The 16,859-nt window shown below is 55.5% G+C and carries 14 protein-coding genes, 2 pseudogenes and 1 riboswitch; of the genes and pseudogenes, 5 read left to right on the forward strand and 11 right to left on the reverse strand.

Annotated elements, in window-relative coordinates; genetic code table 11:
- Positions 1–8: 8 nt before the first annotated feature.
- From ATI45_RS13790 to cobU, 8 genes are all read right to left on the reverse strand, one after another.
- Entirely contained in the window at positions 9–1,337 is a 1,329-nt protein-coding gene (locus tag ATI45_RS13790; protein ID WP_098420031.1) for a cobyrinate a,c-diamide synthase, read from the reverse strand.
- 25 nt (positions 1,338–1,362) lie between these two features.
- Positions 1,363–2,133, reverse strand: a complete 771-nt coding sequence (locus tag ATI45_RS13795) for an ABC transporter ATP-binding protein (protein WP_098420033.1) — start codon at positions 2,131–2,133, stop codon at positions 1,363–1,365.
- Complete coding sequence (locus tag ATI45_RS13800; RefSeq protein WP_098420037.1) at positions 2,133–3,092, reverse strand: FecCD family ABC transporter permease; 960 nt, start codon at positions 3,090–3,092, stop codon at positions 2,133–2,135. The genes ATI45_RS13795 and ATI45_RS13800 overlap by 1 nt, the downstream gene beginning before the upstream one ends.
- 30 nt (positions 3,093–3,122) lie before the next feature.
- Positions 3,123–3,986: a cobalamin-binding protein gene (locus ATI45_RS13805; RefSeq protein ID WP_228735981.1), complete on the reverse strand. Its 864-nt coding sequence runs from the start codon at positions 3,984–3,986 to the stop codon at positions 3,123–3,125.
- A 104-nt stretch (positions 3,987–4,090) separates the two neighbouring features.
- The gene (locus ATI45_RS13810; RefSeq protein WP_098420044.1) at positions 4,091–5,899 is read right to left on the reverse strand and encodes a TonB-dependent receptor domain-containing protein; all 1,809 of its coding nucleotides are present in this window, start codon (positions 5,897–5,899) and stop codon (positions 4,091–4,093) included.
- 162 nt (positions 5,900–6,061) lie between these two features.
- Positions 6,062–6,272: riboswitch (cobalamin riboswitch) on the reverse strand.
- A 28-nt stretch (positions 6,273–6,300) separates the two neighbouring features.
- Positions 6,301–7,320: a threonine-phosphate decarboxylase CobD gene (cobD, locus tag ATI45_RS13815; protein WP_098420046.1), complete on the reverse strand. Its 1,020-nt coding sequence runs from the start codon at positions 7,318–7,320 to the stop codon at positions 6,301–6,303.
- A complete protein-coding gene (cbiB, locus tag ATI45_RS13820) occupies positions 7,320–8,306 on the reverse strand; it encodes an adenosylcobinamide-phosphate synthase CbiB (RefSeq protein WP_098420048.1) in 987 nt (328 codons plus the stop codon). The genes cobD and cbiB overlap by 1 nt, the downstream gene beginning before the upstream one ends.
- The gene (gene cobU, locus ATI45_RS13825) at positions 8,306–8,824 is read right to left on the reverse strand and encodes a bifunctional adenosylcobinamide kinase/adenosylcobinamide-phosphate guanylyltransferase (RefSeq protein ID WP_098421755.1); all 519 of its coding nucleotides are present in this window, start codon (positions 8,822–8,824) and stop codon (positions 8,306–8,308) included. The genes cbiB and cobU overlap by 1 nt, the downstream gene beginning before the upstream one ends.
- Before the next feature lie 189 nt (positions 8,825–9,013).
- On the opposite strand from cobU, the gene cobT reads away from it, so the two are divergent.
- Together cobT and ATI45_RS13835 are read left to right on the forward strand one after the other, a co-directional pair.
- Positions 9,014–10,105 carry a nicotinate-nucleotide--dimethylbenzimidazole phosphoribosyltransferase gene (gene cobT, locus ATI45_RS13830; protein WP_098421756.1) on the forward strand — a complete coding sequence of 364 codons (1,092 nt, stop codon included), beginning with the start codon at positions 9,014–9,016 and terminating at the stop codon, positions 10,103–10,105.
- Positions 10,098–10,712: a histidine phosphatase family protein gene (locus ATI45_RS13835; protein ID WP_098420049.1), complete on the forward strand. Its 615-nt coding sequence runs from the start codon at positions 10,098–10,100 to the stop codon at positions 10,710–10,712. The genes cobT and ATI45_RS13835 overlap by 8 nt, the downstream gene beginning before the upstream one ends.
- A gap of 79 nt (positions 10,713–10,791) precedes the next feature.
- Here the strand turns inward: ATI45_RS13835 and edd are convergent, their stop codons facing one another.
- From edd to ATI45_RS21955, 3 genes are all read right to left on the reverse strand, one after another.
- Positions 10,792–12,612: a phosphogluconate dehydratase gene (gene edd / locus ATI45_RS13840; protein ID WP_098420051.1), complete on the reverse strand. Its 1,821-nt coding sequence runs from the start codon at positions 12,610–12,612 to the stop codon at positions 10,792–10,794.
- A gap of 91 nt (positions 12,613–12,703) precedes the next feature.
- Entirely contained in the window at positions 12,704–13,354 is a 651-nt protein-coding gene (locus ATI45_RS13845; RefSeq protein ID WP_098421757.1) for a bifunctional 4-hydroxy-2-oxoglutarate aldolase/2-dehydro-3-deoxy-phosphogluconate aldolase, read from the reverse strand.
- Positions 13,355–13,509: 155 nt separating this feature from the next.
- Positions 13,510–13,794, reverse strand: coding sequence for a hypothetical protein (locus ATI45_RS21955; RefSeq protein ID WP_143751163.1), 285 nt, complete (start codon positions 13,792–13,794; stop codon positions 13,510–13,512).
- Positions 13,795–13,963: 169 nt separating this feature from the next.
- On the opposite strand from ATI45_RS21955, the pseudogene ATI45_RS13850 reads away from it, so the two are divergent.
- The 3 genes and pseudogenes from ATI45_RS13850 to istB all read left to right on the forward strand — a co-directional run.
- Positions 13,964–15,229: pseudogene (locus tag ATI45_RS13850) on the forward strand (ISNCY family transposase); the annotation flags it as partial.
- A gap of 283 nt (positions 15,230–15,512) precedes the next feature.
- A complete protein-coding gene (locus tag ATI45_RS13855; RefSeq protein ID WP_218925842.1) occupies positions 15,513–15,962 on the forward strand; it encodes an OsmC family protein in 450 nt (149 codons plus the stop codon).
- Positions 15,963–16,070: 108 nt separating this feature from the next.
- Positions 16,071–16,760, forward strand: a pseudogene (gene istB, locus ATI45_RS13860) (IS21-like element helper ATPase IstB); the annotation flags it as partial.
- Between the last annotated feature and the right edge of the window lie 99 nt (positions 16,761–16,859).

Consider the following 16,859-nt stretch of genomic DNA (forward strand, 5'->3'; position numbering starts at 1 on the left):
AGAAATCCTCATGCATGAGTTTTCTCCGAGGCGCTGGGAAACCTCAATGGCTGACCGCGAAAAACAGCAGCCACTAATGCGGGTGCCGATGGGAAATAACCGTGGAAGTAGCTACCAACCAGGCCCTTCTCGCAGAATACAGCTTCGCTGCCGGTACCCGCTTGTTTGTAGGTATGGGCGGCAGGCTTCCAGGAGGTTTCAAGGGTAGACCGGTGATAGGTGTGGCCCCGCAGTTCGCCTTCCTTTGCCGTCAGGCTGTGCATGCCCAAACCCTGTAAGCGCTTGGCCATGGCCGCGCGGCCCGGAATTAGTCCAAGCAGCGAATGCAGAGCCCCTTCTTTGTCTGCCAGCTCTTCTGCACACGCCATAAAACCACCACATTCGGCCAGTATCGGCTTGCCTGCGTGGTAAAAAGCACGAATGGAATCCATCATCGCGGTGTTGTTTGCCAACGTGTCGCCATGCAGCTCGGGATAGCCACCGGGAAGCCAGAGGGCGTCTGCCGGTGGTAACTGCGCATCGGCCAGGGGTGAGAAGTAATGCAACTCTGCGCCCATCGCTTCCAGCAGTTCTGTATTGGCGCGATAGATAAAGCTGAAAGCCAGATCGCGAGCGATGGCAATGCGCACACCTGCCAGCAACGCGTCTGGTTTTGAGCGCTCTGGCGCTGCGATGGCCACCGCTCTTGGCAACACATCGAGGCCCGCAGCTTTGAGCACTTCGGCCGCCTGATCAAGCTGTTGATCCAAACCTTCCAGCTCTGCCGCCTGCACCAGACCCAGATTCCGGTCCGGAATGCTCATGGCGTCATCCCGTGGAATAGCGCCCAGCAGGCTGATGCCATCCGGCAAGCGTTCTTTCAGCATGTCGCCATGGCGCGGGCTGCCAACTTTGTTGGCAATAACCTGGTACACAGACAGCTCAGCGTCAAAGCTTGCAAGACCCAGCACCAGGGCACCGAAGGTTTGCGCCATGCCGCTGGCGTCAATCACCGGTAGAGCCGGAATACCCAACAGCTTGGCCAGATCGGCACTGGACGGAGTGCCGTCAAACAGACCCATGGCGCCTTCAATTAAAATAAGGTCAGCATTTTGCGCGGCCTCTGCCACCCGCCAGCGGCACTCATCTTCACCGGTCATCCACGGATGAAGCTGGTACACCGGCTGGCCGGATGCTACTTCCAGCACCATCGGGTCCAGGTAATCAGGGCCGTGCTTGAACACCCGCACGTTGCGACCGGCATTGCGGTGCAGGCGCGCCAAAGCGGCTGTAACCAAGGATTTACCCTGCCCGGAGGCGGGTGCGGTAATCATTACTGCCGGTACGGTTATGGTCATTGGTCAGCCAGATTCAGAGTGTTGATTAAAAACTAACGGGTACGAATACGGGTGCACCATCTGCTTCGACGGTGATTAATTTCTGGTTGTAGAGCCGTTCAAGCGCTGCCGGCTCCAGCATATTCTTAGCAAGCCCCCAGCAGGCATCGCCGCTGGTATAAAGCAAAAGTACGTGAGTGCACCAGCGTGCCGCCAGATTCAGATCGTGCAGGCACATGAACACGGCTTTGCCAGCACCCGCCTGATCACGCAGCAGATTCATCACTTTTACCTGGTGGTGCAAATCCAGGTGGTTTGTGGGTTCGTCCAACAGCAGGATATCGGGGTTTTGGGTCATCAGGGTGGCGATGGCCACGCGCTGACGTTCGCCTCCGGATAGAGTGTTCAGCAAACGATCTGACAGGTGGTTCACGTCCAGCGTGGTCAAAGCCTGCTCCGCATGGCGCAGATCTTCACCCTGCTCACTGTCCCAGGGCGATAACCAGGGGTGGCGGCCAATCAGCGCGGTTTCCAGCACGGTCGCCGGAAAACTGTCCTGGCGTTCCTGAAACACCAGACCCAGTTGCCGGGCTATATCGCGACGTTTCAGTGCGGTGAGCGGGCTGTTGTTCAACTGAACCTGACCACTGCGGGCGGGCAATAATCCGGCCAGTGTGTGCAATAACGTGGTTTTGCCGGCGCCGTTGGGGCCAAGTACGCCCCAGATCTGGCCGGGCTCTATGCTCATGTTCAATGCAAAACCGTCAGGCCGGCCAGGTATGTTGATGACCAGATCGCGAGTGTTCAGAGTGCTCATCAGCGGCTCCGGTGCAACAGATACAGGAACGTGGGAACGCCCAGTAAAGCGGTGATTACGCCAACAGGGAGCTGCTCGGGAGCAATGACCGTTCGTGCCAGGGTGTCTGCCAACACCAATAAGGTGCCACCCGCCAATGCACTGGCAGGCAGAATAATGCGTTGGTCGTTACCCAGCACCAGCCGCAGCATGTGGGGCACAATTAAACCCACAAATCCGATACTGCCTGCGGTGGTGACCGCTGTTGCTGTCAACAAACTGGCCAGAACGTAAATCGTCCATTCAAGCGGTCGCACCGTCACGCCCAGCGCCGCGGCTTGCATGGGCCCACGCGCCAGCACGTTCAGGTTACGGGCCAAAGGCATAATCACTATCACCGATACCGCCAGCACCACCACCGCCGGCCAGGGCGAGCGGGCGTAGGACACATCGCCCATCAGCCAATACAGCATACCGGGCAGTTTGTAAGAAGGGGTAATGGCCAACATGAGGGTAATCATTGCGCCCCAGCCGGCCGCGACTACAACGCCAGTCAGCAACAGGCGTGACGGTGTCCAGCTGCCGGTACCGTGGGCAAGGCCAAATACCAGCACGGTTGCCAGCATGGCACCGGCAAAGGCCGAGCCCGATATTATCAGCGTGCCCATTCCCATCAGCATGGCCAGTAATGCGCCTACCGCCGCGCCGCCTGAAAGCCCAAGCACGTAAGGATCTGCCAACGGGTTGCGCAGCAGCACTTGCATCAGGGCGCCCGCCACTGCCAAGAGCCCACCCGTACCAAATGCTGCAAGCGTGCGCGGCAAGCGCAAATCCAGCAACAGGGTTCGGTGCAGCGTGCTGCCCTCGCCCTGAATAACCTGCCATAAATCTGCCGGTGAAACCGTCACGCTGCCCAGCGCCAGCGCAAAAGCCATGGATGCCAAAGCCAACATACCAAGGCTAAGCAAAGAGCGGGTCATCGACTCATAACCTGAATGTTAACCCCGGGCTTACAAATTTTCACGATCGTTTTCCAACTTGTCGCGGGCTCTTGCCAAATTCTCACGCGCACTTTCTAACTTTCTACACACCGTTTGAATAGCGTCAAGCAATCTCGGCGTAGGCCGTGAAATGGGCGAAGCCGGCACGAAAAACAGATTGTTTTTTTCCACCGCGGTCAGCCCCGCATATTTCTTCCATTCATCCAGCTGGTCGTCGCTGACGCCGTCAACGCTGCCGGTAAGAATGGCATCGGGGTCCGCCTGCAATACAACTTCCGCACTGATTCTGGGTATCAGCCGCTGCATATCGCCAAACACATTCACACCGCCGCACAACTTCAGCACTTTGCCAATCAGGTGCTCGTTGTTGACTGTCATTAAGGGTTTTTCCCACACTTGATAAAACACCGGTATGGGTTCCACTCCAGCATACTGCTGTGTTAAAGCGGCAATGCCAACACGGAAGCGTTCGGCCTCGGCAAAACCTTCCGGCTCGGTGCCCGCAAGCGTGGCAAGCCGTTCGATAACACTGGAAACCCCCGCAAAGGTGCGGGGTTCTATGGCAAAAGTGGACACGCCCAGCTCTTGAAGCAACTCAACCTGTGCTGGCGGGTTGCCCGTTACCCAGGTCACCACCAGATCAGGATTGAGCGCGATCAAAGCTTCCATGTCGACACGGGTGTGGCTGCCCACCGACGGCAACGTAAGCGCAGCCGGGGGATAGTCGCTGTAATTAACCACGGCCATCACTTTGTCGCCGGCGCCGGCCGCAAAAATTAGCTCGGTGGCGCCGGGCGATAAGGTAATGATTCGCTGGGCGGGGGCTGCTATGCACAGATCCTTTCCGATGTCATCCACAGCGCAGCGTTGCATCTCACTGGCCAATACAGGTTGCGCCAAGATTGCTATCAAAAGCCCCAAAGAAAACCTGAAATTCAACCAATGAGAAACCACGTTTTTACTCCCGTACTTATGACTTACTGAACATCGTAGCGGACCGACAGCATAGCTGTGCGGCCTGCCGAGATGTACTTACCGTAAAAGCCATCTGCGGTTGAGTACTCTTTATCAAGCACGTTATTAACGGTCAAGCGCGTGCTCCAGCTTGGCGCAAAGTTCCAGCCAACGCGAAGATCCAGCGTTGCAAAACCTGCAAGTAGTTCTTCATTTTTTGCGTCATTATAACGATCTCCCTCTGCAATGATGGAGCCCCCGAACATGACATTACTCATAGTTTTATCGAGATCAAAGCGAGCTGTTTGCTTTGTTCGGCGCACTAATTGTTTGTTATTAGTCTGATCTTCCGGGTCCATATACGTTAAAGCTGCGCTTGCTCGCCAGCCGTTACGCTCATAGCCTCCAGAGAACTCGGCTCCCTGAATCTTAGCTTCCTCAATATTAAAGTTCTGGCCTACCGAGCGATCGTAAGTAATAAGATTATCGACATCTATCCGGTACAGAGCCATGTCCCAGAACCACGTTTGATAATTACCACTTATACCTAATTCATAATTTTCTGATTCCTCAGCTTTTAAATCAGGATTTCCTCTGAAGTTGGGTGGTATCCCCGGCCAATACAGATCGTTAAATGTTGGGGCTTTAAAGGCTGTTCCATAGCTAGCGCGGATGCGATGAGACTGATCAAATTTGTATCCCAACGCTAATCCGCCCGTTTCGTTAGTGCCGTAAGCTTCGTTATCGTCGCTGCGAATACTGGCTTGCACATCTACAGGACCAAAATTCAAACGTAACTGGCTGAAAACCGCAGTATTGGTTCTGCTCGTTTCAGTGAAGTCCCGAGTACTTTCAACGTCATCCTGCTGTAACTCGGCACCGACAACCAGCTCGTGAACGTTATAGAAAAAAGTATTCGCCCACCTGCCCTGTCGCAGGCGCGTGTTGAACTCGCTACCGCGAACGTTCTGTTCTGTTTCGTCCCTTGACTCCGAAAACTGAACAGCTGTCTGCCAGTTGTCATTCACTGGCGTCATTAGACCAAATCCGAGAGTGCGGATTAAGTAGTCCGTATTATCACCCTCGAATTCGGTATTGCCTTCGGACTGAAGTAGCATAACGCTGGCTTCGCCACCACTGTCTAACTCGTGCACGATGCGGCCCAGTCCAGCGGTATTGCGGAAGCCTCTATCGTCGCCGTTCTCAACGATGGCTGTACCGTCACTTTCCTTGTGCAGGCCACTAATACTGAAATGCGTGTTCCCAGCAGAGCCAGAGACACCCGCACTGGCTTTTTGTGTATCAAAATTGCCCGCACCGACCTCAACCCAGCCACGCTGGCCCTGCTTTGGGTCCAACGTGAATGCCTGAATAACACCGCCCACAGCATCTGCCCCATAAAGGGAGCTGCGTGGACCACGTACAACTTCAATTCGTTGAATAAGATCTGTCGGAACATATTGCCAGGAAGCACCGCCACCCGTTGCAGCATGTAACTTTACGCCATCGATTAAAAAAACTGTGCCGGCGTTTTCTATGCCGCGGGTATACACACTTGTTGACTTACCAAACGAACCATTACCAACCACGTTTATACCCGGCTGGCCGCGTAGAAGATCGGAAAAATCAGCAGGCGCTTTTGAACGAATATCTTCTTCGTCAATCACCGTCACAGAAGCCAGGCTCTCGCCCACAGTTTTGGGGCCAAGCGTAGCAGTAACCACAATCGGGTCCATGGTCGCGCCAGTGGATTCCTGGGCAACCGCAATAGAAAGGGGTGTAAGTGAAAAAGGCACCAGCAGACTGCTGGCAACAAACCTGAAAGCTTTCATAAAAGGCACTCAAAGACACACCACGCGCACCCGCATGGCTGATTTTTTGGTGCTGCAAAAAGAGAGGCGAAAGCCGGCCGCAAGCAAAGCGGACGCCTTCCAAAAGGTGGGGAAATGCCGTGAAACAGGGTCGGTGTTTACCCACCGCAACTGCCCTCCGCAGCGTTCGGTGTGTTAACAGGCCGGTCTCCGGACTTGTGAGCTGTATTGCTGAACGGCGCAAGCCTTCCCATGCGTTTGCACAGTGGCACCTTTCTTAGCCGTTCACTCACTTACCGTTGCGGGGGCAGTGCCGGACTTTAACCGACTTCCCGTTTCACTGTTGTGGCGATGATGATTACGCCAGAACAACACCTGAAAACGAACTCAAGGCTAACAACGCGTTAATGTCTGGTCAATGATTAATCACGAACGGCGTCCGCCAGTGCCGCTTCCAGACGGCGCCATTGGCTCTCGTCTGGCGCCAGGCCGAAGCGCACCATCCCGGGTTGTTCAAATATTCTTACCAGCACTCCCTGCGCGGCAAGGCAGTCCGCCAGTATGGCCGGTGCATCGGTGCGAACGGTGTGGAACAACGCGCTTCCACCCATCGGGTTCAGCCCGGCTGAGTGCACTATTTCTCTTAGCCGTTGGGCGCCGCCCTGCAAACGGGCACAGGCACTTTGCTGCCAGTTTAAATCCAGCAGCGCCTGCGCCATCACGTGGCGCGCGGGGCCATTCACCGCCCATGGCCCCAGCTTTTCCGTCAGCGCGCTCGCAAGATTCTTATCGGCAAGCACAAAGCCGGCACGTATCCCGGCCAGGCCAAAGAACTTCCCCAGTGAACGCAGAACAATCAGGCCCGGCCGGCCGCTCTGGCAGGCCAGGCTAAAAGCCGGCGTTGAGTCCATAAAGGCTTCGTCCACCACCAGCCAACCACCACGTTTTTGCAACCGCCGATGCCAGCGCAACAGCGTAGAGGGAGGAATGACTGCACCCGTGGGGTTGTTAGGGTTGATCCATACCAGCACGTCAAGCTGATCCAGCCAACGATCATCGCAACCCGAGGCACCGCCGTGGATCTGTTTGGGGCCTACTGGAACAATATCGTGGCCGGCAGATCGCCAATGGTGCCCGTGCTCGCGATAGCCGGGTACGGGTATGCCTACACGGCAGGGGTTGCGTAAGCTGGGCAGCGCCATAATGGCGGCCTGACTACCGGCAACGGGCACGCAACCAGCAACCAGGGGGGCGCCAGACCAGTTGCGGATAATCTCTTCCAGGCCATCGTCTTCTTCTGGCAGGCGCTGCCACACTTCTGATGGCAATTCTGGCACCGGCCACCCCAACGGGTTGATGCCGGTCGACAAATCCAGCCACTGTTCGCGGGGAATGCCCCAGCGTTTTGCCGCGTTATTCAGCCGCCCGCCGTGCTGTGGCATCACGACCCCGCCACCGCGGCAACAAGGCCGGTTATGACGAATATAACAGCCAACCAAAGCCAGGTGCCGTGGCGTACTAGCGCAATAGCCGCCTGGATACTGTTGGCACTGGCCGGACTGGTGCCGCCAAGATACGGGCGCTGTTTTACACCTTGCGCATAGGGCGACGGGCCACCGAGTTGAACATTTAGTGCACCCGCGCCGGCCGCCATCACAGGGCCGGCGTTGGGGCTGTCCCATTGGGGCGCCTGCCGGCGCCAGCAGTACCAGGCCAGCTTGCGATTGCCTAACAGCGTGTAGGTGAGTGCCGTAAGCCGCGCAGGCACCCAGCCCATTACGTCGTCCAGCCGGGCAGCCGCGCGGCCAAAATATAAAAACCGCGGGTTGCGATAACCCCACATGGCGTCCAGCGTATTCACCGCACGATGCGCAACAACGCCAGGAATACCGCCCACCAAAAACCAGAAAATGCTGGCAAATACCGCATCAGCGCCATTTTCCAGCATCGATTCGGTTGCAGCCGCTGCCACGCCTTTTTCATCCAGGGCGCTGGCCTGACGGCTGACGATGCGGCTGACCTGCTCCCGCGCTTCATTCAGTTCGCCTCTTTGCAGCGGCTCTGCCACCGCCAGGCCGTGCTCTGTCAGGCCCCGGAGGGACAGCGCGAAATACACTGCCACAGCCTGGGCCAGCAGCAGCCAGATGCCGTCGAGTGCAGCAGACAACCCGATCGCCAAAAACAGCAGAGGCAACACAAGCGCACACAGGGCTAAAACACCCAGAATAAGGCTACGCCAGGCATTTTGTGACGCTTTGTTAAGCAAACGTTCCAAGGCGCTGGCCAGAGTGCCAAAGCCCGCCAATGGGTGAAGTCGGCGGGGTTCACCCAATAATCGGTCAAGGGTAAGGCTCAGCAAGCAAACCAGAAAAAGCCCACAAAAGTGAGCGAAAAGGGAGTCGGGAAAGGATTCAACAAAAAGAGTCATTACGATTTTAAAGTCACCGGCAAACCGGCGACGCTCATAATCACCGTGTCGCAGCGCTCAGCAAGGGCCTGATTCAGCCAACCCAGTTCGTCGCCAAAGCGTCGGGTAAGGGGGTCCATGCCAATAATACCCAGCCCCACTTCGTTGCTGACAATAATGAGCTTACCCGGGTACCGGGCCAGCTGTGTTAAAAACTCTTCCCGCTCCCACGCGAAAACGGTCTCGCCGGCGTGCAGCAGATTACTCACCCACAGGCTCATGCAGTCCACCAGAATGCAAGGCGCTTTTTGGTCTGCGCTGGCATAGAGTGCAAGCACTGAGGCCAGGGCCAGGGGCTCTTCACTCAAGCCCCAGTGAGCAGGCCTTTGGCGCTGATGGCGGTCAATACGCCTGCGCATTTCGTCGTCGCCGGCCGTTGCGGTGGCGAGGTACACCACCTCGCCGTCGGTGTTGCGGGCAAGGCGTTCCGCCATCGCGGTTTTACCGGAGCGAATGCCCCCAATAACCAGAGTGTGCATGTTGGTTTCAGTCCTCAGGGTGAAAAAGTAGGTGGTAGCCGGCAAGCTGGCGGGCCTTGAACTCTACCGGATCTGCACTACTCAGAGTATCATCCAGAGTCTATCGCCCTAACTATCGCCCCGACACCGGCTATTACATTGTTGGCCATTGCCGTGGCGCTACGCGTTTGCAGTTTACAGGTAATTATCATGTTATTTCCCGTCAGTTGGACCAACCCGCCCGCGCTTCCTTCCGCCCATTTTTTGGAGCTTGCCACACAGCGCCAGAACACGCTGACCAAGCCTGCGGGATCATTGGGCCGGTTGGAAACCATTGCGACGCAGCTGGCCAGCATGCAAAGCTCCAAGCAGCCAATAGCTGACAAGATTCATATCAGCATATTTGCCGGCGACCATGGTGTCTGCGCGGAAGCCATTTCTGCCTACCCGCAAGCCGTCACCGCTCAGATGATTCCCAATTTTGCCAACGGCGGCGCCGCCATCAGTGTGCTGGCAAAACTTTTAGATGCGACGCTGGAAGTGATCAACCTGGGTACCGTTACCGACACGCCGGATCTGCCGGGTGTGATTAACGCCCGCATTGCGCCCAGCACCCGTAACTTTGTAGAGATAGACGCAATGACCAGCCAGCAGGTCACCAAAGCCATACACTTTGGTGATGAGGCCGCCCAACGCGCGGCCCGTGCTGGTTGCCATCTGTTTATTGGCGGCGAAATGGGCATTGGCAACACGACCTCTGCGGCCGCCATCGCCTGTGCGTTGCTGAAAAAAAACCCGATGCGACTGGCCGGGCCTGGTACAGGTCTGGACAGCGCCGGGGTGCGCCACAAAGCCGAAGTGATTATTCGGGCACTGCAACGCCACAACGATGACCAAACCCCCATGGCGGTACTCAAGGCCTTTGGCGGCTTCGAAATTGCCGCTCTGGCCGGCGCCATTTCAGGCTGTGCTGCCCGAGGCATACCGGTACTGATAGACGGTTTTATTGTGTCGGTAGCCGCGCTGATCGCGGTGAGTGAACAGCCCGATATTCGCGCCTGGCTGTTGTTTTCCCATCGCTCTGCCGAGCCCGGCCACCAGGCTATTCTGGACGCACTAAAGGCCACACCGCTATTGGACATGGGCATGCGGCTGGGCGAGGGCAGCGGAGCAGCGTTGGCGGTTCCGTTGATACGCACAGCCTGCGCTCTGCACAATAATATGGCCAGTTTTGACACCGCGGGCGTAGATAACGGCCAAAATGATGCACCTGAATCTGGAGCGAACAGCCGCAATGACTGACACCACCACGATTTTTGATGTGATCCGCCATGGCGAACCGGAAGGCGGGCCCATGTATCGAGGCAGTAAAGACGATCCTCTTAGCACCGCCGGGTGGCAGCAAGTGCGCGATGCCATTACCAGCGCAGATCATTGGGACGTTATTGTGAGCTCACCCATGCTGCGCTGCGTTCATTTCGCGCGGGAACTGGCAGAACGCTATCAAATCCCCTTGCACCTTGATGACGACCTGCGGGAAATTAACTTCGGCGATTGGGAAGGTCGCACCGCTGACGAAGTGATGGCCACCGATGGCGAACGCCTCAGCCAGTTCTGGGCCAATCCGGTCACCAACACCCCTCCCTCGGGCGAACCGGTCAGCGACTTTCAGACCCGGGTAGTTGCGCGTTGGTATCACTGGCAGGAACAGCTTGCGGGCAAACGGGTGTTGATCGTTTGCCACGGCGGGATTGTGCGGATGATTGCAGCAGATGTGCTGCACATACCGCTGGAACATGCGTTTTCCGGCATAAGCACACCTTACGCCTGCCGCAGCCGCATTCAGGTCAACACCTCCAGCCACGGCCGATTTCAAAGCCTGATCGGGCACGGTTTAATCAGCGACTGACCACGACGGGAAGATTCGGGCCCAAAAGAACCTGGCTCAACCCATTCGAATTCGGGATGAGTGCGCTGCTTCGCTGCGGTTACGCATCGTGATTCCAGAAAAAGCTAGCGCCCTCCTCCGGGCTGCTGGCAGCACGGCGCATCCATCCAAACATTTCACGTCCCAAACCGGTATGGGATGCACTCAAATCCACCGTGACCTGCGCCCGCTGATCCAGTTCCTCATCCGTGAGCGCGATGGCTAGCTTACCGGCTTCTGCATCGACACAGATTATATCCCCATTACGGATTTTCGACAGCGGACCACCATTGGCGGCTTCCGGGTATACATGAATCGCAGCCGGTACCTTGCCGGAGGCACCGGACATACGACCATCCGTTACCAAAGCCACACGAAACCCGCGATCCTGCAACACGCCCAAATAAGGGGTTAACTTGTGCAACTCCGGCATGCCATTGGCTTTCGGCCCCTGGAATCGCACCACAACCACGCAATCCTTATCCAGCTCACCCGCGTCAAAGGCTACCTTCAGGTCATTCTGGTGATCAAAAATAACCGCTGGAGCTTCCACTCTGTGGTGCTCTTTTTTCACCGCCGATACCTTGATCACGCCTCTGCCAAGATTGCCATCCAGCACTTTCATGCCGCCGTCGGGAGCGAAAGGTTCTGCAGCGCTGCTCAGCACGGTCGGGGCCTGGGTTTGGGCAGCAGCCGGCGACCATATCAGTTTGTCATCCTTTATAGATGGCATGCGGGTGTATTGCTCAAGCCCCCGACCGACTACCGTTTCGACATCCTCGTGGAGATACCCCTCGGACAACAACTCGCGAATCAAAAATGGCGTACCGCCAGCATCATGAAAGGCGTTGATGTCTTCCTCACCATTGGGATAAATACGCGTCATCGATGGCACCACTGACGACAGCTCCGCGTAGTCATTCCAGTCAATAATAATACCGGCCGCCCTTGCAATGGCGATCCAGTGAATCGTGTGGTTGGTGGAACCGCCAGTGACCAGCAAAGCCACAAGCGCGTTTACGATGCTCTTTTCGTTCACCATATCCGCCAGCCCCAGCGTGCCTCCGTTAGGCTTCGACAGCTTCACGACCTGCTCGGTGGCGGCCCGCGTCAGCTCGTCCCGCAAAGGTGTGTTGGGATTGATAAACGCAGCGCCCGGCAGATGCAGCCCCATAACCTCAACCAGCAACTGGTTACTGTTCGCGGTACCGTAAAACGTGCAGGTTCCCGGACTGTGGTAGGACTTGCTCTCTGCTTCAAGCAGCTCATCCTTGTTCACCTTGCCCTCAGCATACAACTGGCGAATGCGTTGTTTTTCCTTGTTTGGCAAGCCTGACGGCATGGGCCCCGCCGGTATCAGTATGGTCGGCAGGTAACCAAAGCTTAGCGAACCAAGCAATAGCCCCGGCACGATCTTGTCACAGATGCCCAATAAAACAGTGGCATCAAACATGTTGTGGCTCAAGGCGACCGCCGTGCTCATGGCAATCACATCCCGGGAAAACAGACTGAGTTCCATGCCGGGCTGGCCCTGAGTCACCCCGTCGCACATCGCCGGCGTGCCCCCGGCAAACTGGGCAACGGAGCCCATACCGTTGGCCGCCTTGCGAATCAGATCCGGAAAGCGCTGGTAGGGCTGATGGGCCGACAACATATCGTTGTAGGCCGAAACAATAGCCACATTGGCCTTGTTCATTAACTTGAGGGTGTTCTTGTCACCACTGCCACAGGCAGCGAAGCCGTGGGCGAGGTTGCCGCAAGACAGCACACTGCGCTGAGGCGATGACTCTTTCAGAATGTTCATTCGGTTTAGATAGTCGTCTCGCGTGCTGCGGCTGCGTTCAATGATGCGCTGTGTAACCTTATTAACTGTCGCGTGCATAGATTTTCTCCAACCATTATTCGTTTGGTGAAAGCAGGGGATTCAACAATCTATTGCCAGCACCGCGTTATAGCGCTGCTAGCAAAAAAAATCAGGCGATATCGTTCAGACTTCCCGCCACAAGGTCGGTAATAGCCCGCCAATCGTCGGCCTCAATCCGGTCTTTCGGCGTTAACCAGGTGCCGCCGACCGCCACCACGTTATCCAAAGCCAGATAATCCTTCGCAGTTTCACGGCGAATGCCGCCGGTCGGACAAAACGTCACATCCGCAAACGGTCCCGAAAATGCCTGTAATGCCTTGACGCCACCGACAACCTCCGCCGGAAAGAGTTTAAATTCCCGATACCCTATAGCGTAGCCCATCATCATCTCAGAGATGGTTGAAATGCCTGGCAGCAAGGGAGCCTGAGCATTCAACCCATAAGCAAGGAGCTGCTCCGTTACCCCCGGGGTAATTACAAACTGTGCACCTGCTGCTTCCGCTTCCCGGTACTGGCCAACCTGCGTAACGGTGCCAGCACCTACCCAGACATCCGGCAACGCCTTGCGCAATTGCCGTATCGCACCGAGGCCATATTCCGTGCGCAGTGTGACTTCAAGAATGCGTATACCACCCGCCACCAAAGCTCTTCCGAGCGGTACCGCATGGTCGGGGTGTTGGATGGTGATGACCGGCACCAACGGGCAGGCTGCAAGCATGGCTTGAATTTGATGGCGATGATGCACGGATAGCTGCGACATATGGGTTTTCTCTTCCATTGAATTTAACAGTAAAGAGCTCAGCGACTTTAAGGACTCCAGAATACCGACGACACACCAACGGGCGAGGTCACCCAGAGCGCCGAACATTACCAGGTCACAGCGGGTGTCAATCTGTTGGACCATATTTCATTCTCTCAATTTGTCAGGCGACCTCGGGAAGCCGCAGATTGCGCTATTTTGTAGTAATTATATAAAAACAATGACAGACAAAGTGAGAAATACCAACCACAAATTCCTATTTTGATATTTTTACTACCGAATATCGAATTGAAACACAGTGAAACCCAGCCCTCAGAAACCATTGCCCGCACAATTTGGCTTGCAACTCTGACATCAATAAAATTCTGTTCCTGCAGAGCCAGCTTTACGGTTTTTAAAGCGACAGGCTTTTGATCAGCGTTTCCCTGGGCGTTAATCATAAGTTGGCAGTTTTTTTTGACACGCCCTAGGTAAGTAGCTAGTGCCCATCCAGAAACTAATAACTGGCTGATTTTCAGGAAATAATTCGGAGAAAGGTTAAAGAATCCTCTTGGCTTTGGTCTGTTTTAAGTGCAACCCAAAAACATCAAACAACCAAGAGGATCCAGCATGCGAGAGACCCGCAATGCTCAGGCCAGTATATTCGAAGAGTACTCGAATCACGAGTATGGCGTCAGGCTTCGGAAGCTGTCGGAAATTTTGGACAGGCATCCCGGGATTCTGGATCTGGTCGCGGCGGATTTGATCGACCCATCCGTATCGGCTGTGGGGCGGATCGGACTCAGTGCGGAGAGTGTTCTGCGGTGTCTTGTGTTGAGGCAGCAACTGGGTTTCAGCTTTGAACAGCTGGCCTTCCACTTGTCGGATTCGGTGACCTATCGAACGTTTACCCGATTGCCGGCGCACCTGTCACCCAGTCGGTCATGCCTACAGTCCACGATTCGCAGCATCACGCCCGAAACGCTGGAGCGGGCGCATCACGTGCTTACAAGGAGCCTGCTGGACACAGGCATTGCTTCCCTGAATAAGCTGCGCATCGACAGTACCGTGGTGGCCAGCAATATCGCCCCACCCAGTGACAGCCAGTTGTTGGATGATGCCGTTCGCGTGATCAGTCGGCTGCTGGCAAAAAGCAAGGCCGAAACCGGTCTGAAAATACGCTTTACCGACAAGCGAAAAGCATCAAAATCACTGGCATTTCGCATATTTAACGCGAAAAAAGCGACCAAGGATGAACTCTATCCCGAGTTGTTAAAAATCGTGCGACGGGTAGTGAAGCAGGCGGATCGCGGGCAACAGCAGGTAACCGACAGCGCAGACACTTCAGCGCCTCGGCAGCAGAAATGGCTTGATGCTCTGGCGCACTACAGAGATCTGGCTTCGCGCGTGATTGAACAAACCGAACGTCGTGTTATTCAGGGTGAGCGGGTGCCCTCTTCGGACAAGATTGTCAGCCTGTTCGAACCCCACACAGACATTATCGTCAAGGGATTCCGCGATGTGCAATACGGCCATAAAATCAACCTGAGCACTGAAGTGAGGGGCTTTATTACTGCGTTAACCATCGAAGAGGGTAACCCCAGTGACAAAGCGCTGTTCCTGCCGGTTCTGGATTATCATCGCTCTGTCCTGGGCAAGCTGCCTCGTTCCGTGGTTGCCGATGGCGGCTACGCCAGCCAAGCGAACGTCGCGGCTGGACGCGCAATGGGCCTTAAGCACGTTGTGTTTCACAAGCCGGTGGGTGTATCGCTCACCGCCATGGGCGTGAAGTCGAAAACCTTTACCGCATTACGTCATTTCCGAGCCGGAATCGAAGGCAATATCTCAGAGTTGAAAAGGGCGTTCGGAGCCACGAAAGCGACGTGGAAAGGTCACGTGTTGGGCGCCATCTTATTGGGGCTACTGGTGTTGGTGGGAAAGTTTGGCTGGATTTGATTGCACCTAGAATGTCATCTGTCTGCGACAGTATATTAGAGTGAGGCTGAAGCCTTTTTTAATAAGGCTCCAGTTTAAGTAATAGCTGATGAGCTTAAGTGCTCCGGGTTTTTCTCAGCTAAGCTAAGGCTAATAACGTCTAACCGATTGTATTGACAGAATTTTATTTAATTTTTAGTATAGGCTCACCCAAAAGCTTCAAAGCAAGTATTTAGGAGAGCCCGTGGATACAAATATATTAGAAGTTGCAGCCCGAAGCGAATGGCGCTCGGGCCTGCAAACCCATAGTCAGATACGTGGCTTTGATCCTGTGGTGATGGACGAACCTAAAGCCCTGGGCGGCCAAGATCAAGGCCCGAACCCGTTAGAATATCTTGTGGCATCGCTTAATGGCTGCAAAGGAGTGATGATCCCGCTCGTTGCGAAAGAGTTAAATTTTGAGTTCAGCGAACTGACCTTCGACACCAAAGGGATGGTTGATCTTCGTGGACTAATGGGGCAGCCGGATGTTTCCACCCATTTCCAAAGCCTTACTTTTGCAGTGAATATCAAAACCGATGAATCCGCCGAGCGCCTGCAAATGCTGCAAGATGCAGTAGCCGAGCGTTGCCCTGTTTATAATCTCTTGCGCGATGCCAGCGTGTCGATGCACACTCAATGGACTCGTATTTAAGGCTGCGAAAAGAGCCTGACGAACATATCCTTACTACAGATAAAAACCCAGCAGATGTGGCAGTCGGCTGGGTTTTTTGTTTTATATTGAAAACCCTGCGAACCGAGGTCTGATCAGTCGGACACGCCTGATATCACCGAACTGAGCTTCGAGGAACGCCTTAGACTGCTGGTCGATCGGGAGATGACCGAACGAGATAACCGACGCCTGACCAGCCGGCTGCGCCGGGCTGGACTGCGACACACCGCCGTTCTCGAAGACCTGGATTACCGGAACTCACGGGGTCTGGATAAGGGACTGATCCAATCCCTGGCAAGCTGCCAATGGGTGAAGGAACACCTGAATGTGCTCATTACCGGCCCCACCGGCGTTGGCAAAACCTGGCTGGCCTGTGCCTTGGCGCACAAAGCCTGCCGGGAAGGCTACACCGCGCAATACGTTCGCCTGACCCGGCTGCTACGAGAACTGACCATCGCTAAAGGAGACGGTCAGTACCCCAAACTGCTAGCAAATCTCGCCAAAGTCGATGTACTGATCCTGGACGATTGGGGGTTCATGAAACTGAGTGCAGAGAACCGAAGAGACTTGCTGGAAGTGCTGGAAGACCGTTACGGCCGTCGCTCCACCATCGCCACCAGCCAACTCCCTATCGAGGAATGGCATGACGTGATCGGTGACGCCACTCTGGCGGATGCCATTCTGGATCGGCTGGTTCACAACGCCTACAAGATCAATCTCAGGGGTGAATCCATGCGAAAACGACAAGCAAAGTTGACGGGCACCACGGCTTCGGAGTAATAATGAAACCCCCGCGTCGCCACGCTCCGATGGGTGGCAACCTTCAGCGGTTTACGCACATGTCTTTTCCGCGTTTTTTGGCGGCCTTTAAATCTCGTT

The sequence above is a fragment of the Marinobacter sp. LV10MA510-1 genome, from assembly GCF_002563885.1.
Lineage (GTDB): Bacteria > Pseudomonadota > Gammaproteobacteria > Pseudomonadales > Oleiphilaceae > Marinobacter.